The sequence below is a fragment of the Enterobacter sp. E1 genome (assembly GCF_016809815.1).
Classification (GTDB): domain Bacteria; phylum Pseudomonadota; class Gammaproteobacteria; order Enterobacterales; family Enterobacteriaceae; genus Enterobacter; species Enterobacter adelaidei.
The window spans coordinates 822,915-843,038 of sequence record NZ_JAFBJM010000001.1 but is presented as its reverse complement, the minus strand read 5'-3'; the positions used below and the strand labels follow the sequence as shown (position 1 = coordinate 843,038).

Sequence of the window (20,124 nt, the reverse complement as noted above, 5' to 3'; positions counted from 1 at the left end):
CAAAGGGTGACCGCTGATTAAAATCAGTGAGTTGCTTTTTGATGATTGAAATTCAGTCTGCCCGGTTGCAGATGCGTCTGAATTAAGATGAATAAGCGCACGGGTTCACAGGCAATTGCCTGTAAATAAATGAGTTTCAGGATGACCTGTAAGCGGGTGCGCCAGAAGTCGAAGGACTACCGGGCATTAAAGAGATGAAAGTCAAAGCAGTTTCGGTGGGCAAACATCATGATATGTGTTGTCCGCCTTATATGGGGCATTAAACGATTGTTGTTTTCCATGTTTCATTTTCCTTTCAGTAATTGAAAGCATGGTCATTTTATCCAGGAAAGGGCTATGAACTGTGAAGAAGATCACCATTAACCGATCAAATCAGAAATAAATATTCGTTTTTGATGAATATCGCAGATCAAAATGCTGATTTGTTGGTTATGCGTTAATGGGTTGTGTTATTAATGTTTTGAATGGGCAAAAATAAGACGGAAAAATAACCATCGGGTTATTTTTCGAATATTTAATAAGTGAGCTTAGTTTTATTTATAAATAAAATGAATAGTTATTCAAAGCATAAACCGATAACCGATACCGGTTTCAGTTAATAAATGACGAGGGCGAGCGGGGTCGACTTCGAGTTTCTGACGAAGGTGTCCCATATATATGCGTAAATAGTGACTATGCTCCACGGCATTTGGCCCCCACACCTGGCTCAGTAGCTGGCGTTGGGTGAGCACCTTCCCGTGGTTATTGAGCAACACGGCAAGCAGTCGAAATTCTATTGGGGTGAGATGGATCTCCTCCTCACCACGCACAATGCGCCGGGCGGCAAGGTCAACCTGGATATCACCAAACGTGTATGTGGGATCGGCGGGCGTGGTGGCGCTGTGACGACGCAGCGCCACGCGAAGGCGAGCCTGTAGCTCGCCAATGCCGAAAGGTTTAATCAGATAGTCATCCGCTCCGGCGTCCAGCGCCGCGATTTTATCCGTCTCTTCAGTACGTGCTGAAAGCACGAGAATCGGCATCTGGCTCCACTGGCGGACTTCACGGATAAAATCAATACCGTCACCATCCGGCAGACCAAGGTCGAGGATCACCAGGTCCGGCTTGCGGGTGGCGGCTTCAATTAAACCCCGTTGGAGCGTACCCGCATCATGAACGCGCAGGCCATCTCCTTCCAGCGCAGCGCGCAGAAATCGACTAATGGCGATCTCATCTTCAACAATCAGAACTTTGATCACAAATCCTCTGGTAATTCATTAAGTTCCGGCGGGGTTTCCAGAGGAAGTGTAACACAAAAACGCGCGCCTCCATCCGGACGGTTCTCTGCGGAAATGGTCCCGCCATGGACATCAATAATCGCCTGGCAAATGGCCAGACCCAGCCCAACCCCCGGAATGGCCGACTCCTTATTGCCACGCGCGAATTTTTCGAAAATGGCCAGCTCTTGTCCGGCAGGAATACCTGGCCCGGTATCCCAGACTTCAAGGCGAAGCGTCTGATCTTCCACCGTTGCATCGACCCCAATCTGGGCGCTGGATCCTGCATACTTACCGGCATTTTCCAGCAGGTTGATCAGCACCCGTTCAAACAGCGGACCATCAACGTGAATTAAGGTAAGCGGTTCGGGCATGTTCAATGCAATATGACGCCCGCCAAGGCCTGGCTCCAGCATTTTCAGCGCGCTGCCAACTACCTCTTCGAGCGTGAGCCACTCTTTTTTGAGGTTAAATCCGCCTGACTGAATACGCGCCATATCAAGCAGATTATTCACCAGACGCGTGGTATTCAGTACATGCTGGCGGATCTCGCTGGCCTGAAGAGCATGTTTAGAACCTTCTGCCGCCAAATCCAGGGTCAGGATTTCTGACTGACCAAACAGGACGGTGAGTGGGGTCCGCAGATCGTGAGAGAGCGCCGCAAGCAATGAGTTACGAATACTCTCACGCTCGCTTGCCAGACGAGCCTGTTCTTCGCTGGCAGTCAGCGCCAGCCGTTCCAGTGCGCTGGCAACCAGCAGCGTAAAGGTTTCCAGCAGTCGTTGCTGCTCAGGGATCATCAGTTGACGCAGATTTGACGGCTCAACGATAACCAGCCCCTGGTTTTTATCTGCACTGCGCAGCGGCAAAATTTGATAAGGCACGCCGGGCAGGGTGTCTGTCCCCGCGCCCGCCGGTAACCCCTTGTCAAAGCTCCAGCGCGCGATGGCTTCGTCCCAGGGCGTCATGCCTGTGGCCGACGTCAGTGGGCGCAGCTTGCCGTGTTCGTCCGGGAGTAAAATCAGGTTGCTGGCATGAAACGTCGAGCGGATAAACTGCTCGCTGGTCTGCACGATATCCAGCGGCGTGCGACCCACCGCCAGCGATTTCGACATCTCATAGAGATGACGCGTGCGTTGTTCGCGATAACGGGCAATACGCGCCTGATAGCGCACGCCCGCCGTCAGATTACCGATCACCAGCCCGACGGTGAGCATCACGGCGAAGGTGAGTATGTACTGTACGTCCGAAACGGCAAGCGTTCCGCGGGGGGCAATAAAGAACAGATCGAAGCTGATAACGTTGATAACCGTCGCCAGTACCGACGGCCAGCGTCCGTAAAAGAGTGCCACAACCACCACGCCAAGGAGGTAGACCATCACCAGGTTGGCGGCATCAAACGCAATCAGCCACTGGCTGGCAATCACGGTAATCAGGGCGCAAAGCACGACGGCGACAAAGCAACCGCGAAGCTGAATGCGCCATTTATCGCTAAAGGTGCGGCTGTCTGGCGCGCGAGTCGGTAAGGGGGTGGGTTTGTCATCCAGTGCAACGATCACCAGATCCAAATCAGGCGCGCGGCGAGCCAGTTTGTCGGCAAAAGATTCGCGGCTAAACCAGCGACGGTGCTGGCGACGACCAATCACAATCTTCCCCAGGTTATGTTCGCGCGCGTAGCGCAGAATAGCTTTATCTTCCTGAGGATCGGAAAGGGTCGCCGTTTCCGCGCCCAGCTCCTGAGCCAGACGCAGCGAACTCAGAATTGCCCGGCGTTGGTTTTCTGGTAGCGCGTGTAGCTGCGGCGTTTCGACATACACCGCATGCCAGACGCTGCCAAATTTGGCCGCAAGGCGAGCGGCGGTGCGGACAAGTTTTTCATTGCCGCTGCCGTGACCAATACACAGGAGGATGGCATCCCGCGTATGCCAGACGCGTTCCTGGCCTTGCAGATCACGCCAGGCACGCATCTGATCGTCAACACGGTCAGCGGTTCGGCGTAAAGCCAGTTCGCGCAGGGCAATCAGGTTGCCTTTGCGAAAGAAATGTTCGATGGCGCGCTCGGCCTGGCCAGCGATATAGACTTTGCCTTCGTGCAGGCGCTGGCGCAAATCATCAGGCGGAAGGTCGACCAGCACCACCTCGTCCGCGGAATCGAAGAAGGGGTCAGGCACCGTCTCGCGCACCTGAATGCCGGTCACGCCGCTCACCACGTCGTTCAGGCTTTCGAGATGCTGAACGTTAACCGTCGTGAATACGTCAATACCGGCTTCAAGTAACTCTTCAACGTCCTGCCAGCGTTTTGGATGGCGTGAGCCTGGCGCATTGCTGTGCGCCAGTTCGTCCATCAGGATAAGCGCGGGACGACGGGCGAGGGCGGCATCGAGATCGAATTCGGTGACTAACCGACCACGATGGCTGATGCGTCGGGGCGGCTGCGTGGCCAGCCCCTTCAGCAGTGATGCCGTCTCTTTACGTCCGTGGGTTTCTACCACGCCGATCAGTATATCGAGCCCCTGCGCCCGAAGCCGCTGGGCTTCTGTCAGCATGGCGAAGGTTTTCCCGACGCCCGCGCAGGCGCCGAAGAAGATTTTCAATTTGCCACGATGGGCTTCAGCCGTCTGTTCTAGCAGCCTGTCCGGATCCGGGCGCATGGGCTCGTCGGTCATTTAGTTTTTCCTTAGCGCGTCCAGCGCCAGATTCAGCTCAACAATATTTACCACAGGCATGCCGATGAAGCTGACCAACGGCTTTTGCGTGTGCTCTGCAACCACCTGGCTGACCTGCTCGACGGTCAACTGACGGGCGGCGGCGACGCGCGGGATCTGCCATGCCACTGCTGCTGGCGTCAGGCTGTAGTCCAGCCCGCTGGCAGAGGCCGTCACCAGTTCCACGGGAACCTCGCGGCTGGCCTGAGGATTGGCGCTGCGCAGGGCTGCCACGCGTTCAGCGACGGCTTTGTCCAGCTCCGGATTGCTGCCTGCCAGGTTGCTGCCGCCGGAAGCCATTGGATTATACGGGCTTTCAGCAGTGGCGGAAGGGCGTCCCTGGAAGTAACGGGCATCCGTAAAGTTCTGTCCAATCAGGCGCGAACCGCGGTTTTCACCGTTTTGCATAATCAGCGAGCCATTGGCCTGATCCTTAAACCACCACTGGCCCAGCGCGGTGGTCACCAGCGGATACAGCCCGCCAGTAATCAGAGACAGCAGAATAAACAGAAGTATAGCGGGGCGTAACATCGTCATTTGATTCACCTTTTAAACCAGGCCGAACAGCGTCAACAGCAAGTCGATAACCTTGATGCCGATGAAGGGCACCACAAGTCCACCCAGGCCGTAAATCCACAGGTTGCGGCGCAGCATGGCGGCCGCAGTGAGTGGTTTATAGCTCACGCCTTTCAGCGCCAGCGGGATCAGGAAGACAATAATCAGGGCGTTAAAGATCACTGCGCTCAGAATGGCCGAGGCCGGAGAGTGCAGGTGCATCACATTAAGTGCATTCAGTTGTGGATAGGTCGCGGCAAACGCGGCCGGAATAATGGCGAAATACTTTGCCACGTCATTGGCGATACTGAACGTGGTTAGCGAACCGCGCGTCATTAGCATCTGTTTGCCGATGTGCACCACTTCAATCAGCTTGGTCGGGTTAGAGTCGAGATCAACCATGTTGCCCGCCTCTTTGGCTGCCTGGGTACCGGAGTTCATCGCCACTGCCACGTCGGCCTGCGCCAGGGCAGGGGCATCGTTGGTACCGTCCCCGGTCATCGCCACCAGACGACCTTCCGCCTGATACTGGCGGATCAACGCCAGTTTGGCTTCCGGTGTGGCTTCGGAAAGAAAATCATCGACGCCCGCTTCGGCGGCAATCGCCGCGGCAGTAAGACGGTTGTCCCCGGTGATCATCACCGTTTTGATCCCCATTTTACGCAACTGGGCAAAACGTTCTTTGATGCCGCCTTTGACGATGTCCTTCAGGGCAATCACCCCCAGAACATGAGCCCCCTCAGCCACCACCAGCGGTGTGGCACCCTGACGGGCAACGCTCTCAACCAGGTTGTCTACTTCCGGTGGGAAATGACCGTTGTTGGCTTCAATGTGGCGACGAATCGCATCAACGGAACCTTTACGGATCATGCGATCCTGAATGTTAATCCCACTCATGCGGGTTTGCGCCGTAAAGGGCACGAAAGTGGCATGCAGGCTCTGAACGTCGCGCTGGCGCAGGTTAAAGCGCTGCTTAGCAAGAATCACAATACTGCGGCCTTCCGGCGTTTCATCGGCAAGAGAAGAGAGTTGCGCGGCATCTGCCAGCGTTTTTTCATCCACGCCTGGAGCGGGTAAGAAATCTGACGCCTGGCGGTTGCCGAGGGTGATGGTCCCGGTTTTATCCAGCAGCAACACATCCACGTCGCCGGCGGCTTCAACGGCACGTCCACTGGTAGCGATGACGTTGGCACCGAGCATACGGCTCATCCCGGCCACGCCGATAGCCGACAACAGGCCGCCAATCGTGGTTGGGATCAAGCAGACCAGCAACGCCACCAGAACGGTAATGGTCACCGCAGTGCCACCGTAGGCGGAGAATGGCCACAGCGTCGCGGTTGCCAGCAGGAAGACGATCGTCAAAGCCACGAGCAGAATGGTCAGTGCGATTTCGTTAGGTGTTTTGCGACGCTGCGCGCCTTCCACCATGGCGATCATCCGGTCGAGGAACGTTTCCCCCGGGTTAACGCTACACTGGATCACCAGCCAGTCGGAGAGAATGCGCGTCCCGCCCGTCACGGAGGCGAAATCGCCGCCGGACTCACGGATAACCGGCGCGGATTCACCGGTGATGGCGCTTTCATCCACCGATGCGCCGCCTTCAATCACTTCACCATCACAAGGAATAATGTCGCCGGCTTCCACCAGTACCACATCGCCCTTACGCAGTTCATCCGCCGGAACGTGATCCATCTGCGCACCGTATTTCGGTTCACGCAACTTGCGCGCGAAGGCAGTCTTTTTTACCCCTTTCAGGCTGTTGGCCTGGGCTTTACTCCGGCCTTCTGCCAGTGCTTCTGCAAAGTTGGCAAACAGCACGGTAAACCACAGCCACAGGCTGATGGCGCCGGTAAACATCGTATTTCCCGGCATGTGGCCCGTTCCCATGGCAATCGCCAGGGCGGTGGTCAGAACACTGCCCGCCCAGACAATAAACATCACCGGGTTGTGCCACTGGACGCGCGGACTCAACTTTTTCACCGCATCCATAAGCGCCTGGCGAACTAATGACGGTTCGAGCAGGGCCAGTTGTTTACGACTCATGACAATTTCTCCGCAAAATCAGCGTAAAGAGAGGAATTCCGCGACCGGGCCTAACGCGAGGGCGGGGATAAAGGTCAGGGCGCCGACCAGCAACACGGTGCCTGTCAACAGGCCGATAAACAGCGCGCCGTGGGTCGGTAATGTGCCAGTGGTGGTCGGTTGAATTTTTTTACTCACCAGCGATCCGGCAATGGCCATGACCGGCACAATGACGCCAAAGCGACCAAAGAACATGCAGAACGCCAGCAGGCAGTTCCAGAAAGGCGAGTTGGCGCTTAAGCCGGCAAAGGCGCTACCGTTGTTGTTAGCCGCAGACGAGACGGCATACAGCACTTCACTGAAGCCATGGATACCCGGGTTAAAGATGCCGCTGCGTCCGGCTTCGGTCATCAGCGCCAGCGCGGTGCCGAGCAGCACGAGGGCAGGGGTGACCAGAATAGCCAGCGCGGTTAATTTCATCTCGCGAACGTCGATTTTTTTACCGAGGTATTCCGGGGTGCGGCCAATCATCAGACCAGCAATAAACACCGCCAGCAGCACAAACAGCAGCATGCCGTAAAGACCTGAGCCCACGCCACCAAACACCACTTCGCCAATCTGCATCAGCCACATTGGGATCATGCCACCCAGTGCCGTAAAGGAGTCATGCATAGCATTTACCGCCCCGCAGGATGCCGCCGTGGTGACGACGGCATACAAGCTACTGGCGAGAATGCCAAAGCGGCTCTCTTTACCTTCCATGTTGATCGCGCTATCAGCACCCAGTGAGAGGAAATGCGGATTACCCTGCCATTCTGCCCACATGACCAGCGCAACGCAGACCACGAAGATCAGCGACATAGTCCACAGCAGTGTGCGTCCCTGACGGCGATCGTTGACCACGTCGCCAAAGGCAAAGCAGAGTGCGGCAGGGATCAGGAAGATCGCCAGCATCTGCACGTAATTGGTCAAGGCGGTTGGGTTTTCAAACGGATGAGACGAGTTGGCGTTAAAGAAGCCGCCGCCGTTCGTTCCGAGCATCTTGATGGCTTCCTGTGATGCCACCGGACCCATCGGCAGGAGCTGTTTTGCACCTTCCAGTGAGGTATAAGATGCATAAGGCAGCAGGTTTTGCAGGGTGCCTTGCTGAATAAAGAACAGCGCGATCAGCAGCGCAATGGGCAGCAGGATCCACAGCGTGATGCGCGTCAGATCCACCCAGGCATTTCCCAGCGTACTGATTTTTTGACGTGCAAAAGCGCGCGTCAGCGCGAAGATAACGGCTATACCAGTGGCGGCCGAGAGGAAGTTCTGCACGGTTAAACCGACCATCTGGCTGAAGTAGCTGAGCGTGGTTTCACCGGCATAGGATTGCCAGTTGGTGTTGGTGACAAAGCTGACTGCCGTGTTCAACGCAAGGTGCCAGGACAGACCCGGTAACTGCTGCGGATTGAGCGGCAGAATACCCTGCAACATCAGCATGGCAAAAAGCGTAATAAGGCCAACGATATTCAGCAGCAGAATGGCTGTCAGATATTGACGCCAGTTCATTTCCTGATCACGTACTCCCAGTACACGCCAGATCCCTTTTTCAACGCTTCCCGTGCCCGGCAAAGGTACGTTGTTGATCAGCCGTGCCAGTCCTGTTCCCAGTGGCCTTGCCAGAACGAACAATACCACTAAGAAGCTGGCAATAAGCAAAAACGCCTGAGCAGCCATCAGAATGCCTCCGCATTAATCAGGGCATAGACCAGATAACCCAATAACAGGAACACCAGCACGATGCCGGCAATAAGACCTGCACTCACAATCCACCTCCGGGTGACTTTTGTTGTTGTGTTAACGGTAGGATTTCTGGCGCAAAGATTTCGCAAAAATGGGGAGGGCGGGTGTAAAAAAAGTATAAAAATGACAAAGCCCACAATTTAACTATTGATAAGTAAACTGTTAACTTTTTTGTAACTTAATTACGGCGCGAGTGTAAATTTTCACTAAACGGACAAAAATAAGTGGTCGGATGAGTAGTAAAATTACAAACAAAGCGATATTATTTTAGCCAGGTCACAGATTTTGAATTTTCCGGATGACGTTTCCGGCCAACTATAGGGGAGAAAAATATGGATCTTTATAAAGAGTTTCCGGCTCATATCGTTTTCATGCGTCGCACTTTCGCCGTAGTGGCTGGTGTGCTGGCGCTGCCGGTGATGCTGTTCTGGAAAGATCGTGCACGTTTTTACAGCTATCTGCACCGCGTCTGGGCGAAAACCAGCGAGAAGCCGGTGTGGATGGACCAGGCAGAGAAAGCGACCTGCGATTTCTACTGATACAAAGATTACACACAGCAATAAAAAAACCGCCAACAGCAATGTGGCGGTTTTTTTGTCCCTCGGGATTCGCGGTCCGTTGGGTGGTTTTCAAGCTCTCACACAGAGGTTTCCAAGCATACTTCTGCAAGTCTAATATTCAAATGCTTAGATCATAAATATATTCTTAAAAACCATTTTATTGGATTACGCTTCGTTCGTGTGGAGATTACTATGCAGCGTCCCTTTCCGCCATCTCGCAAATGGGCACCGGTCACGGGAGAGGTATTTCCACAACCGTGAGTCAGGCTCCACACAGAGCTTGTGTCCACCGACTTATCACCGGTGGTGAACGGTGGAGCGGTTAGCTGCAGGGACCGCATAATGAAACACTGTATATGCATCGCGTTCATTGTCGCCAGCGTACTCGTTGTAAAAAGTGATGAACCGGATGCGTTTGTTGCTTTAACCACGATAGCGCAGGACAAGTAGCGTTAAGGCCGCCCCGGGCGGCCTTTTTTATTTCATCGCGTCTACACTTCATGGCAAAGTACATAAAAGCCTGCACCATTTTCTCTTTGGTGGCATGGCCTTACGGACATAATGGATATTTGCCTGGAGTTTTATGCCCACCCATCTGGTTTGGTTTCGCGCGGACCTGCGCGTACATGACAACATCGCACTCGCGGCGGCCTGTCGCGCCAAAGACGCTAACGTACTGGCTCTGTTTATTGCCACGCCCGAGCAGTGGCGGCAGCATGATATGGCTCCCCGCCAGGCGGCCTTGCTCCGTGCCTGGCTGAACGATCTGCAGCACTCGCTGGCCGAAAAAGGCATTCCCCTGATTTATAGAGAGGTGAGTGACTTTGCCGCGCAGCTTCAGACGGTACAGGAGATCTGTCAGCAGAACGAAGTCACACATCTTTTTTATAACTATCAGTACGAACTGAACGAACGTCAGCGAGATCGCCAGCTGGAGTCAATCCTGAAGGATGTTCAGTGCCAGGGATTTGATGACAGCGTGATGCTGGCACCGGGCAGCGTCATGACCGGTGGTCATGAAATGTATAAAGTGTTTACGCCCTTTAAAAATGCCTTTATTAAACGTCTTAAAGAGGCACTGCCGGAGTGCGTGGTCGCTCCTGCAGTCCGGGGCGACGTGATAGCGGATCTGCCTGAGCTGACATTTAACTATCCCCAGCAGGCATTCAATGCACTTCTGTTCCCCGAAAACGAGAAATCTGCTATCGCGAAACTGCGCCAGTTTTGCAAACAGGGCGCGGGCGAATATGACACGCGCAGGGATTTTCCCGCTATTGAAGGAACCAGCCGTTTATCGGCCTGTTTAGCGCTGGGTGTCCTTTCTCCGCGCCAGTGTTTGCACCGCCTTCTGGCCGAACAACCTCAGGCGCTGGACGGAGGAGCGGGCTCAGTCTGGCTTAACGAACTTATCTGGCGCGAATTCTATCGCCATTTGATGACGTATCACCCTGATTTATGTAAGCATCGGCCATTCATTCCCTGGACCGATAACGTAAAATGGCAGCATAGCGAGACGCTTTTACAGGCCTGGCAGAAGGGAGAAACGGGCTACCCAATTGTTGATGCCGCGATGCGCCAACTGAATGAAACCGGGTGGATGCACAACCGTCTGCGGATGATCGCCGCCAGCTTCCTGGTGAAAGATCTGCTTATCGACTGGCGTATCGGGGAGCGCTATTTTATCTCTCAGTTGATCGATGGCGATCTGGCGGCGAACAACGGTGGCTGGCAGTGGGCGGCCTCTACCGGCACCGATGCGGCTCCCTATTTCCGGATTTTTAATCCAACCACCCAGGGGCAAAAATTTGACGCTGAAGGTGCGTTTATTCGCGCCTGGGTACCTGAACTGAAGGATGTTCCCGCCAAAGCGATTCACGAACCGTGGGTCTGGGCGGATAAACAGCGCGTCACGCTGGATTATCCTCGTCCGATTGTTGACCATAAACAGGCGCGCGTCGCCACGCTGGCGGCGTACGAAGCCGCCCGTAAAGCTTAAGAGAGTCATGATGAAAAATAGCGAACTGGAAAGCCTGATTAACGAAAAACTGAACAGTGCCTCCTTCAGCGATTATGGCCCGAATGGGCTTCAGGTTGAAGGACGTGAAACGGTACAGAAAATTATCACTGGTGTGACGGCAAGCCAGGCGCTGCTGGACGAGGCTGTCCGTCAGGACGCAGACGCGGTGATTGTCCATCACGGTTATTTCTGGAAAAACGAATCGCCGATTATTCGCGGAATGAAGCGCAATCGCCTGAAAACGCTGCTGGCAAATGACATCAACCTGTACGGCTATCACCTGCCACTGGATGCGCACCCGGAACTGGGAAACAACGTCCAGCTCGCACAGCTTCTGGGAATTACCGTGATGGGTGAGATTGAACCTCTGGTGCCGTGGGGCGAACTGGCGATGCCGGTTCCGGGTCTGGAGCTGGCCTCCTGGATTGAAGCGCGTCTGGGGCGTCGCCCATTGTGGTGCGGTGATACCGGACCGGACCTGGTTAAACGTGTTGCCTGGTGTACCGGTGGCGGACAGGGCTTTATCGACAGCGCTGCCCGCTTCGGCGTCGATGCGTTCATCACCGGCGAAGTCTCAGAGCAGACGGTTCACTCTGCTCGTGAGCAGGGTCTGCACTTTTACGCGGCAGGCCACCATGCCACTGAGCGCGGTGGCATTCGTGCCCTCAGTGAATGGCTGACGGAAAATACCGAGCTGGATGTGACCTTTATTGATATCCCCAACCCGGCCTGATGAGAGGTGATTAAGTGCAGCGAGCGCGTTGTTATCTTCTGGGGGAAACCGCAGTCGTACTGGAGCTTGAACCCCCGATCACGCTAGCCACACAAAAGCGTATCTGGCGGCTGACGCAGCGTCTGGCCGAGATCCCTGAAGTGGTGGAAACCATTCCAGGTATGAATAACATCACCGTGGTACTGCGTAATCCGCACACGCTGGCCCTTGATGCCATCGAACGTTTGCAGCGCTGGTGGGAAGAGAGTGAGGCGCTGGAGCCTGACTCCAGAACGATTGAGATCCCGGTCGTTTATGGTGGTGCGAAGGGGCCCGATCTCTCTGTGGTGGCTGAACACTGCGGCTTAACGGAAAAGCAGGTCGTTGAGCTGCACGCCTCCGTTGATTACGTTGTCTGGTTTTTAGGATTTCAACCGGGCTTTCCGTATCTGGGAGGACTCTCTTCAAGGCTGTATACGCCGCGTCGCGCCGAGCCTCGCCTGAGTGTGCCAGCAGGTACTGTGGCGATTGGCGGTGAGCAGACCGGCATTTATCCACTGGCATCACCGGGTGGCTGGCAGCTTATTGGACACACGTCCACGCCGTTATTTGAACCCGGGCAGGAATCGCCGGTTCTCTTGCGTCCAGGCGATACCCTTCGCTTTATCCCGCAGAAGGAGGGGGTATGTTAACGCTTATTCGCGCCGGGCTTTACACCTCCGTTCAGGATGCAGGCCGCTTTGGTTTGCGCCAGTCTGGCGTCAGCTATTGTGGTGCGCTGGACAGGCCTGCACTGGAGATTGCTAACGTGCTGGTGGGCAACCCCGGCAATACGGCTGCGCTTGAAATTACGCTCGGTCAATGTGTCATTGAGTTTGCTCAGGAGACATGGTTTGCCTTAACCGGAGCGGGGTGTGACGCCACGCTGGATGGCAAAGCCGTCTGGACGGGCTGGAGACTGCGGGCGAAAGCCGGGCAGCGTTTGACGCTTAAACGACCTCTGCACGGCGTCCGGAGCTATCTTGCGGTCGCGGGCGGCATTGATGTACCGGAGGTCATGGGGTCTTCCAGTACCGATCAAAAAGCGGGTATCGGTGGTCACGAAGGACGTTTGTTGCGCGACGGAGATCGTCTTGCGATTAAACCTTCAGCCCGCCATTTCTCTACGACGCTGGGCGTAAAACAGCTGTTGTGGGGAAATCAAATCCGCGCGTTGCCCGGACCGGAATATCAGGAGTTTGATGAGGTTTCTCAGGAGTCTTTCTGGCGTTCACCGTGGAAAATAAGTCCGCAAAGTAACCGCATGGGCTATCGTCTTCAGGGGCAACCACTGACCCGTACCACCGACCGGGAATTGCTTTCCCACGGTTTATTGCCCGGTGTCATTCAGGTACCGGGTAACGGTCAACCCATAGTACTGATGAACGATGCGCAGACGACGGGGGGATACCCGCGAATTGCCTGCATTATTGAAGCCGATCGCTACCATCTGGCACAAATCCCTCTCGGGCAGCCGATTCATTTTGTGCAATGTTCGCTGGAGGAAGCGCTAAAAGCGCGTCAGGATCAGCAGCGTTATCTGGAACAACTGGCGTGGGGGCTTGATGGCAAAGATTGATTTAAACGCCGATCTGGGCGAGGGCGGGAGTGCCGACGCGGAGCTGATGACACTGGTCTCTTCGGTCAATATCGCCTGCGGCTTTCATGCGGGCGATGCGCAAACCATGCTCGCAAGCGTGCGTCGAGCCATCAAAAATGGCGTGGCGATTGGCGCTCACCCGAGCTTCCCTGACCGGGAGAACTTTGGTCGCACCGCGATGAGCCTGCCACCTGAGACGGTCTACGCTCAGGTGCTCTACCAGATTGGCGCGCTGGAGGCGATGGTTCGCGCCGAGAAGGGCGCGCTGCGCCACGTGAAGCCGCACGGCATGCTCTATAACCAGGCGGCACAAGATCCGGCGCTGGCAGATGCAATTGCCCGTGCGGTAAGAGACTGCAATTCACAGCTTATTCTGGTGGGACTGGCGGGTAGCGAGCTTATTCGCGCCGGCAAGTGTCTGGGGTTAACCACGCGGCAGGAGGTCTTTGCCGACCGGGGTTATCAACCCGACGGCAGTCTTGTACCGCGTACGCAAGCCGGTGCGCTGATAACGGACGAAGGTAAAGCATTGGCCCAGACGCTGGAGATGGTGCGCGCCGGGCGGGTCACCGCCGTGGATGGCACATCGGCGCACGTTCAGGCTGATACGGTATGTTTACATGGTGATGGCGAGCATGCGCTCCAGTTCGCGCGCCGCTTGCGGGTAGCGTTCTCTGAGGAGGGCATCCTTGTCAGCGCAGACTAATCATGAAAGGACAGAAAAATGCCAGAAGGCCCGGAGATCCGCCGCGCGGCGGATAGCCTCGAGGCGGCGATAAAGGGCAAACCCCTGACGGAGGTCTGGTTTGCTTTTCCTCAACTGAAACCGTTTGAATCACAGCTGGTGGGGCAGACGGTAACCCATATTGAAACGCGCGGCAAAGCGTTGCTCACGCATTTTTCCCATAACCTGACGTTATATAGCCATAACCAGCTTTACGGCGTCTGGCGAGTGGTGGAGGCGGGTGAACAGCCGCAGACTACCCGCGTGCTGCGCGTCAGGTTGCAAACTGCCGATAAGGCGATCCTGCTCTATAGCGCCTCTGATATCGAAATGTTAACGCCGGAGCAACTGCTCGCACACCCGTTTCTACAGCGAGTGGGACCGGACGTACTGGATATGCGTCTGACGGCGAGCGATGTGAAGGCCCGACTGTTATCGCCCAAATTCCGTAACCGGCAGTTTTCTGGCCTGTTCCTTGACCAGGCGTTTCTGGCCGGGCTTGGCAACTACCTGCGGGTGGAAATCCTCTGGGAAGTCGGGCTGGCGCCGCAGCATAAAGCCTCTCAGCTGAGCGATGAACGGCTGGAGGCGCTGTCCCACGCGCTGCTGGACATCCCGCGGCTGTCGTACAACACGCGCGGCGTGGTGGATGACAATAAGCATCACGGGGCGTTGTTCCGGTTCAAGGTGTTTCACCGGGCGGGGAAAAAGTGCGAGCGGTGCGGCGGGATTATCGACAGGATGATGCTTTCTTCAAGACCTTTTTACTGGTGCCCGCACTGCCAGAAATAAAAGTAAAACGGTAACCCAGGGGTTACCGTTTTTAAGGTTTTCACCCTCTCCACAGGGAGAGGGCCGAGGTGAGGGCATCAGGCCACACCCAGCGTCTTTTAGCGCTTCAGATCAGACTTAAAATCACGCTGCTCGTAGCCGGTATACAGCTGACGAGGACGGGCGATTTTCATGCCTTCGCTGTGCATTTCGTTCCAGTGCGCAATCCAGCCTACGGTACGTGCCATAGCGAAGATTACGGTGAACATGGAAGACGGAATGCCCATCGCTTTCAAAATAATGCCAGAGTAGAAATCGACGTTCGGGTAGAGTTTCTTCTCGATGAAGTACGGGTCGTTCAGCGCGATGTGTTCCAGCTCCATCGCCACTTCCAGCAGATCATCTTTGGTGCCCAGCTCTTTCAGCACTTCGTGGCAGGTCTCACGCATCACGGTGGCGCGTGGGTCGTAGTTTTTGTAAACACGGTGACCAAAGCCCATCAGGCGGAAGGAATCATTCTTGTCTTTCGCGCGACGCACGAACTCAGGAATGTGTTCAACAGAGCTGATTTCTTCCAGCATCTTCAGTGCTGCTTCGTTCGCGCCGCCGTGCGCCGGTCCCCACAGGGAGGCAATGCCCGCAGCGATACAGGCGAACGGGTTCGCGCCTGAAGAGCCTGCGGTACGTACGGTGGAGGTAGAGGCGTTCTGTTCGTGGTCAGCGTGCAGGATCAGAATACGGTCCATTGCGCGTTCCAGAACCGGGTTCACTTCGTACTCTTCGCACGGCGTGGAGAACATCATGCGCAGGAAGTTGCCGGCATAGGAGAGGTCGTTACGTGGATACACAAACGGCTGACCGATGGAGTATTTGTAGCACATCGCTGCCATGGTTGGCATTTTGGACAGCAGACGGAACGCCGCGATATCACGGTGGCGTGGGTTATTCACGTCCAGAGAATCGTGGTAGAACGCCGCCAGCGCACCGGTAATCCCGCACATCACCGCCATCGGGTGAGAGTCACGACGGAAAGCATGGAACAGACGAGTAATCTGCTCATGGATCATGGTGTGACGGGTCACGGTGGTTTTGAATTCATCGTATTGTGCCTGCGTCGGTTTTTCGCCGTTCAGCAGGATGTAGCACACTTCCAGGTAGTTGGATTCAGTGGCTAATTGATCGATGGGGAAGCCGCGATGGAGCAGGATACCTTCATCACCGTCAATGTAGGTGATTTTGGATTCGCAAGATGCGGTAGAGGTGAATCCAGGGTCAAAGGTGAAAACTCCTTTAGAACCCAGCGTACGGATATCAATAACATCCTGACCGAGCGTGCCTTTTAGCACATCCAGTTCAATAGCAGTGTCACCATTTAGGGTGAGCGTTGCCTTCGTATCAGCCATTTACGGTCTCCTTAGCGCCTTATGCTTAAGACTGCGCTTTACCGGATTTGCTTTCAGCTGTTAATCACCGTTACCAGATTGTTATTTGGCTTACCGCTCAGCTCACGAGGACAAACCAGGGTACAGAGCTATGGCGCCTTGCAGGTAAACGAATGAAATATCAGTGAAACAACAGCAAATCAGCGTTTTTGCAGTCCGAATTATTCAAACCTGTATATCACTAATAACTGTCCTGATAACTTCGGTCAATACCATCACACTGTTACATAACTATTTGTCAGGTGAAAGAGAGACCTCATAACTTTTGCGCATTATATGCCTTTTCTGCTGACGTTTGTAACAATATTGTTTAACATTTGTCAAATCAGATGATTAAAATTTAAAAAGATGTTGTTATCGTGACCCTGATCACTGTTCCAGAGAAAACCCGACAAACTGTATGTAGGTTAATTGTAATGATTTTGTGAACGGCCTATACTGCCGCCAGGTCTCCGGAACACCCTGCAATCCCGAGCCACCCAGCGTTGTAACGTGTCGTTTAAGCATCTGGAAGCAATGTTTTGCATGACGCGCAGTTATAGAAAAGGAACGCTGCTTGACCCGCATCGCAGTCCGGAGGAAGGAAACAATAAGAACAGCATGTGGGCGTTATTCATGATAAGAAATGTGAAAAAACAAAGACCTGTCAATCTGGACCTCAAAACGATCCGGTTCCCTGTAACAGCAATAGCGTCCATTTTGCACCGCGTTTCTGGTGTGATTACGTTTGTGGCGGTCGGTATTCTGCTGTGGTTACTGGGCACCAGCCTCTCTTCTCCTGAAGGATTCCTCCAGGCCTCTGCCATCATGAACAGCTTCTTCGTGAAATTTATCATGTGGGGCATTCTGACCGCGCTGGCGTACCACGTTGTGGTGGGTGTTCGCCATATGCTGATGGACTTTGGCTACCTGGAAGAAACCTTCGAAGCCGGGAAACGCTCCGCTAACATTTCATTTGTGATTACAGTCGTGCTTTCACTTCTCGCAGGAGTTCTCGTATGGTAAGCAACGCCTCCGCATTAGGACGCAACGGCGTACATGACTTCATTCTGGTCCGTGCTACCGCTATCGTTCTCACCCTTTACATTATCTATATGATCGGTTTCTTCGCGACCAGCGGCACGCTGACGTGGGAAATCTGGAGTGGGTTCTTCGGATCTGCCTTCACCAAAGTGTTCACCCTGCTGGCGCTGTTCTCCATCCTTATTCATGCCTGGATCGGCATGTGGCAGGTGTTGACCGATTACGTTAAACCACTGGCTATTCGCCTTCCTCTGCAGCTGGCTATCGTCGTTGCTCTGGTGGTTTACGTTATTTATGGATTCGTTGTGGTGTGGGGTGTGTAATGAAACTGCCAGTCAGAGAATTTGATGCTGTCGTGATTGGTGCGGGTGGCGCAGGTATGCGTGCCGCACTGCAAATTTCCCAGAGCGGCCAGACCTGTGCGCTGCTCTCAAAAGTATTCCCAACCCGTTCCCACACTGTGTCTGCGCAGGGCGGTATCACCGTTGCGCTGGGTAACTCCCATGAAGATAACTGGGAATGGCACATGTACGACACGGTAAAAGGTTCCGACTACATCGGCGACCAGGATGCCATCGAATATATGTGTAAGACTGGCCCGGAAGCGATTCTGGAGCTGGACCATATGGGTCTGCCGTTCTCCCGTCTGGAAAATGGCACCATCTATCAGCGTCCGTTTGGCGGCCAGTCGAAAAACTTCGGCGGCGAGCAGGCGGCACGTACTGCGGCGGCGGCTGACCGTACCGGCCACGCGCTGCTGCACACCCTGTACCAGCAGAACCTGAAAAACCATACCACCATCTTCTCCGAGTGGTACGCGCTGGATCTGGTGAAAAACGCCGATGGCGCAATTGTGGGTTGTACCGCGCTGTGCATCGAAACCGGTGAAGTGGTCTACTTCAAAGCACGTGCAACCGTGCTGGCAACCGGCGGTGCAGGCCGTATCTATCAGTCCACCACTAACGCCCACATCAACACCGGTGACGGCGTCGGTATGGCTATCCGCGCGGGCGTGCCGGTGCAGGATATGGAGATGTGGCAGTTCCACCCAACCGGTATCGCTGGTGCGGGCGTTCTGGTAACAGAAGGCTGCCGCGGTGAAGGTGGTTATCTGCTGAATAAACACGGCGAGCGCTTCATGGAGCGTTACGCCCCGAATGCGAAAGACCTGGCGGGTCGTGACGTGGTGGCGCGCTCCATCATGATCGAAATCCGTGAAGGCCGCGGCTGCGACGGCCCATGGGGTCCGCACGCCAAGCTGAAACTCGACCATCTGGGTAAAGAAGTACTGGAGTCCCGTCTGCCAGGCATCCTGGAACTGTCCCGTACCTTCGCTCACGTTGACCCTGTAAAAGAGCCAATTCCGGTAATCCCAACCTGCCACTATATGATGGGCGGTATTCCGACCAAAGTGACCGGTCAGGCGCTGACCGTGAACGAGCAGGGCGAAGACGTGGTCATCCCTGGCCTGTTCGCAGTAGGTGAAATCGCCTGCGTATCCGTACACGGTGCCAACCGTCTGGGCGGCAACTCCCTGCTGGACCTGGTGGTGTTTGGTCGTGCGGTGGGTCTGCATCTGCAGGAATCCATTGCCGAGCAGGGCGACCTGCGTGACGCGACCGACGACGAAATTGGTGCCTCTCTTGAGCGCCTCAACCGCTGGAACGGCAACCGTAACGGCGAAGATCCGGTGGAAATCCGTAAAGCGCTTCAGGAATGTATGCAGCACAACTTCTCGGTATTCCGTGAAGGTGACGCGATGGCCAAAGGTCTTGAGCAGCTGAAAGCGATCCGCGAGCGTCTGAAAAATGCCCGTCTGGACGACACTTCCAGCGAGTTCAACACCCAGCGCGTTGAGTGCCTGGAGCTGGATAACCTGATGGAAACTGCATTTGCCACCGCGATGTCGGCAAACTTCCGTACCGAAAGCCGTGGCGCGCATAGCCGCTTCGACTTCCCGGAGCGTGACGATGAAAACTGGCTGTGCCATTCCCTGTATCTGCCAGAATCGGAAACCATGACGCGCCGTCAGGTGAACATGGAACCGAAACTGCGTCCGGCGTTCCCGCCGAAGATTCGTACTTACTAATGCGGAGACAGGATAATGAAACTCGAATTCTCAGTTTATCGTTATAACCCGGATGTTGATGATGCTCCGCGTATGCAGGATTACACCCTGGAAGCGGAAGAAGGTCGTGACATGATGCTGCTGGATGCCTTAATCCAGCTGAAAGAAAAAGATCCGACGCTGTCGTTTCGTCGTTCCTGCCGTGAAGGGGTGTGTGGCTCTGACGGCGTGAACATGAACGGCAAAAATGGCCTGGCCTGCATCACGCCAATTTCCGCGTTGCAGCGTCCAGGTCAGAAAATTGTTATCCGTCCTCTGCCTGGCCTGCCGGTCGTGCGTGATTTGGTGGTGGACATGGGGCAATTCTATGCACAATATGAGAAGATTAAGCCTTACTTGTTGAATAATGGGCAAAATCCGCCCGCTCGCGAGCACTTACAGTCTCCTGAGCAGCGTGAAAAACTCGATGGGCTGTACGAGTGTATTCTCTGTGCATGTTGTTCGACGTCCTGCCCATCGTTCTGGTGGAACCCGGACAAGTTTATCGGCCCGGCGGGTCTGCTGGCTGCCTATCGCTTCCTGATCGATAGCCGCGACACCGAAACCGATAGCCGTCTGGAAGGACTGAGTGACGCTTTCAGCGTATTCCGCTGCCATAGCATCATGAACTGCGTCAGTGTGTGTCCGAAGGGGCTGAACCCGACGCGCGCCATCGGCCATATTAAGTCGATGTTGTTGCAGCGCAGTGCGTAAGTAGTGAGAGGGGAGCGCTGTTCCCCTCACCCTGACCCTCTCCCGCAGGGAGAGGGAACAGATTGCAGAAACCTTTAAAAACTGCCCTGTAC

General features: G+C 54.9%; 19 protein-coding genes. 11 read left to right on the top strand and 8 right to left on the bottom strand.

Features of this window, described 5'->3' with window-relative positions; translation table 11 throughout:
* Window positions 1–176 precede the first annotated feature (176 nt).
* From speFL to kdpF, 7 genes are all read right to left on the bottom strand, one after another.
* Window positions 177–281, bottom strand: a complete 105-nt coding sequence (gene speFL, locus JGF26_RS04155) for a leader peptide SpeFL (protein ID WP_003858645.1) — start codon at window positions 279–281, stop codon at window positions 177–179.
* Window positions 282–560: 279 nt separating this feature from the next.
* Complete coding sequence (gene kdpE, locus JGF26_RS04150; protein WP_134707315.1) at window positions 561–1,238, bottom strand: two-component system response regulator KdpE; 678 nt, start codon at window positions 1,236–1,238, stop codon at window positions 561–563.
* Window positions 1,235–3,922 carry a two-component system sensor histidine kinase KdpD gene (gene kdpD / locus JGF26_RS04145; RefSeq protein ID WP_049005344.1) on the bottom strand — a complete coding sequence of 896 codons (2,688 nt, stop codon included), beginning with the start codon at window positions 3,920–3,922 and terminating at the stop codon, window positions 1,235–1,237. The genes kdpE and kdpD overlap by 4 nt, the downstream gene beginning before the upstream one ends.
* On the bottom strand, window positions 3,923–4,498 hold the full coding sequence (kdpC, locus tag JGF26_RS04140) for a potassium-transporting ATPase subunit KdpC (protein WP_028019448.1): 576 nt from the start codon (window positions 4,496–4,498) through the stop codon (window positions 3,923–3,925).
* A gap of 12 nt (window positions 4,499–4,510) precedes the next feature.
* On the bottom strand, window positions 4,511–6,559 hold the full coding sequence (gene kdpB, locus JGF26_RS04135; RefSeq protein ID WP_028019447.1) for a potassium-transporting ATPase subunit KdpB: 2,049 nt from the start codon (window positions 6,557–6,559) through the stop codon (window positions 4,511–4,513).
* Between the two features lie 18 nt (window positions 6,560–6,577).
* On the bottom strand, window positions 6,578–8,257 hold the full coding sequence (kdpA, locus tag JGF26_RS04130; protein ID WP_134707316.1) for a potassium-transporting ATPase subunit KdpA: 1,680 nt from the start codon (window positions 8,255–8,257) through the stop codon (window positions 6,578–6,580).
* Window positions 8,257–8,346, bottom strand: a complete 90-nt coding sequence (gene kdpF / locus JGF26_RS04125) for a K(+)-transporting ATPase subunit F (protein WP_014069365.1) — start codon at window positions 8,344–8,346, stop codon at window positions 8,257–8,259. Before kdpF ends, kdpA begins: the two co-directional genes overlap by 1 nt.
* Before the next feature lie 309 nt (window positions 8,347–8,655).
* Between kdpF and JGF26_RS04120 the strand changes: the two genes are divergently transcribed.
* From JGF26_RS04120 to nei, 7 genes are all read left to right on the top strand, one after another.
* Window positions 8,656–8,862 (top strand): YbfA family protein, encoded by a 207-nt coding sequence (locus JGF26_RS04120; RefSeq protein ID WP_028019445.1) that lies wholly within the window; start codon window positions 8,656–8,658, stop codon window positions 8,860–8,862.
* Between the two features lie 604 nt (window positions 8,863–9,466).
* Window positions 9,467–10,879, top strand: a complete 1,413-nt coding sequence (gene phrB, locus JGF26_RS04115; protein ID WP_134707317.1) for a deoxyribodipyrimidine photo-lyase — start codon at window positions 9,467–9,469, stop codon at window positions 10,877–10,879.
* A 10-nt stretch (window positions 10,880–10,889) separates the two neighbouring features.
* The gene (locus JGF26_RS04110) at window positions 10,890–11,633 is read left to right on the top strand and encodes a type 2 GTP cyclohydrolase I (protein ID WP_028019443.1); all 744 of its coding nucleotides are present in this window, start codon (window positions 10,890–10,892) and stop codon (window positions 11,631–11,633) included.
* Between the two features lie 14 nt (window positions 11,634–11,647).
* Complete coding sequence (gene pxpB, locus JGF26_RS04105; protein ID WP_134707318.1) at window positions 11,648–12,304, top strand: 5-oxoprolinase subunit PxpB; 657 nt, start codon at window positions 11,648–11,650, stop codon at window positions 12,302–12,304.
* Entirely contained in the window at window positions 12,298–13,230 is a 933-nt protein-coding gene (gene pxpC, locus JGF26_RS04100; RefSeq protein ID WP_134707319.1) for a 5-oxoprolinase subunit PxpC, read from the top strand. Before pxpB ends, pxpC begins: the two co-directional genes overlap by 7 nt.
* Entirely contained in the window at window positions 13,217–13,957 is a 741-nt protein-coding gene (pxpA, locus tag JGF26_RS04095; protein ID WP_134707320.1) for a 5-oxoprolinase subunit PxpA, read from the top strand. The genes pxpC and pxpA overlap by 14 nt, the downstream gene beginning before the upstream one ends.
* 18 nt (window positions 13,958–13,975) lie before the next feature.
* Window positions 13,976–14,767 carry an endonuclease VIII gene (gene nei, locus JGF26_RS04090; protein ID WP_134707321.1) on the top strand — a complete coding sequence of 264 codons (792 nt, stop codon included), beginning with the start codon at window positions 13,976–13,978 and terminating at the stop codon, window positions 14,765–14,767.
* A 98-nt stretch (window positions 14,768–14,865) separates the two neighbouring features.
* Here nei and JGF26_RS04085 read toward each other — a convergent pair whose 3' ends face one another.
* Window positions 14,866–16,149 (bottom strand): citrate synthase, encoded by a 1,284-nt coding sequence (locus JGF26_RS04085; protein ID WP_028019438.1) that lies wholly within the window; start codon window positions 16,147–16,149, stop codon window positions 14,866–14,868.
* Window positions 16,150–16,788: 639 nt separating this feature from the next.
* Here JGF26_RS04085 and sdhC point away from each other — a divergent pair.
* From sdhC to sdhB, 4 genes are read left to right on the top strand one after another with little or no spacing between them, the layout of a single operon-like run.
* Window positions 16,789–17,193 carry a succinate dehydrogenase cytochrome b556 subunit gene (gene sdhC, locus JGF26_RS04080; protein ID WP_020684965.1) on the top strand — a complete coding sequence of 135 codons (405 nt, stop codon included), beginning with the start codon at window positions 16,789–16,791 and terminating at the stop codon, window positions 17,191–17,193.
* Window positions 17,187–17,534 carry a succinate dehydrogenase membrane anchor subunit gene (gene sdhD, locus JGF26_RS04075; protein ID WP_008501088.1) on the top strand — a complete coding sequence of 116 codons (348 nt, stop codon included), beginning with the start codon at window positions 17,187–17,189 and terminating at the stop codon, window positions 17,532–17,534. Before sdhC ends, sdhD begins: the two co-directional genes overlap by 7 nt.
* Window positions 17,534–19,300, top strand: a complete 1,767-nt coding sequence (sdhA, locus tag JGF26_RS04070; RefSeq protein ID WP_128347818.1) for a succinate dehydrogenase flavoprotein subunit — start codon at window positions 17,534–17,536, stop codon at window positions 19,298–19,300. The genes sdhD and sdhA overlap by 1 nt, the downstream gene beginning before the upstream one ends.
* A gap of 15 nt (window positions 19,301–19,315) precedes the next feature.
* Window positions 19,316–20,032: a succinate dehydrogenase iron-sulfur subunit SdhB gene (sdhB, locus tag JGF26_RS04065; protein ID WP_008501090.1), complete on the top strand. Its 717-nt coding sequence runs from the start codon at window positions 19,316–19,318 to the stop codon at window positions 20,030–20,032.
* The last annotated feature ends 92 nt before the right edge of the window (window positions 20,033–20,124 follow it).

What these genes read in the sequence shown, in the direction of transcription:
- speFL (WP_003858645.1), bottom strand. Translation starts at nt 281, where the DNA reads ATGGAAAACAACAATCGTTTAATGCCCCATATAAGGCGGACAACACAT.
- kdpD (WP_049005344.1), bottom strand. Translation starts at nt 3,922, where the DNA reads ATGACCGACGAGCCCATGCGCCCGGATCCGGACAGGCTGCTAGAACAG.
- kdpC (WP_028019448.1), bottom strand. Translation starts at nt 4,498, where the DNA reads ATGACGATGTTACGCCCCGCTATACTTCTGTTTATTCTGCTGTCTCTG.
- kdpB (WP_028019447.1), bottom strand. Translation starts at nt 6,559, where the DNA reads ATGAGTCGTAAACAACTGGCCCTGCTCGAACCGTCATTAGTTCGCCAG.
- kdpA (WP_134707316.1), bottom strand. Translation starts at nt 8,257, where the DNA reads ATGGCTGCTCAGGCGTTTTTGCTTATTGCCAGCTTCTTAGTGGTATTG.
- JGF26_RS04120 (WP_028019445.1), top strand. Translation starts at nt 8,656, where the DNA reads ATGGATCTTTATAAAGAGTTTCCGGCTCATATCGTTTTCATGCGTCGC.
- phrB (WP_134707317.1), top strand. Translation starts at nt 9,467, where the DNA reads ATGCCCACCCATCTGGTTTGGTTTCGCGCGGACCTGCGCGTACATGAC.
- JGF26_RS04110 (WP_028019443.1), top strand. Translation starts at nt 10,890, where the DNA reads ATGAAAAATAGCGAACTGGAAAGCCTGATTAACGAAAAACTGAACAGT.
- pxpC (WP_134707319.1), top strand. Translation starts at nt 12,298, where the DNA reads ATGTTAACGCTTATTCGCGCCGGGCTTTACACCTCCGTTCAGGATGCA.
- pxpA (WP_134707320.1), top strand. Translation starts at nt 13,217, where the DNA reads ATGGCAAAGATTGATTTAAACGCCGATCTGGGCGAGGGCGGGAGTGCC.
- nei (WP_134707321.1), top strand. Translation starts at nt 13,976, where the DNA reads ATGCCAGAAGGCCCGGAGATCCGCCGCGCGGCGGATAGCCTCGAGGCG.
- JGF26_RS04085 (WP_028019438.1), bottom strand. Translation starts at nt 16,149, where the DNA reads ATGGCTGATACGAAGGCAACGCTCACCCTAAATGGTGACACTGCTATT.
- sdhC (WP_020684965.1), top strand. Translation starts at nt 16,789, where the DNA reads ATGTGGGCGTTATTCATGATAAGAAATGTGAAAAAACAAAGACCTGTC.
- sdhD (WP_008501088.1), top strand. Translation starts at nt 17,187, where the DNA reads ATGGTAAGCAACGCCTCCGCATTAGGACGCAACGGCGTACATGACTTC.
- sdhA (WP_128347818.1), top strand. Translation starts at nt 17,534, where the DNA reads ATGAAACTGCCAGTCAGAGAATTTGATGCTGTCGTGATTGGTGCGGGT.
- sdhB (WP_008501090.1), top strand. Translation starts at nt 19,316, where the DNA reads ATGAAACTCGAATTCTCAGTTTATCGTTATAACCCGGATGTTGATGAT.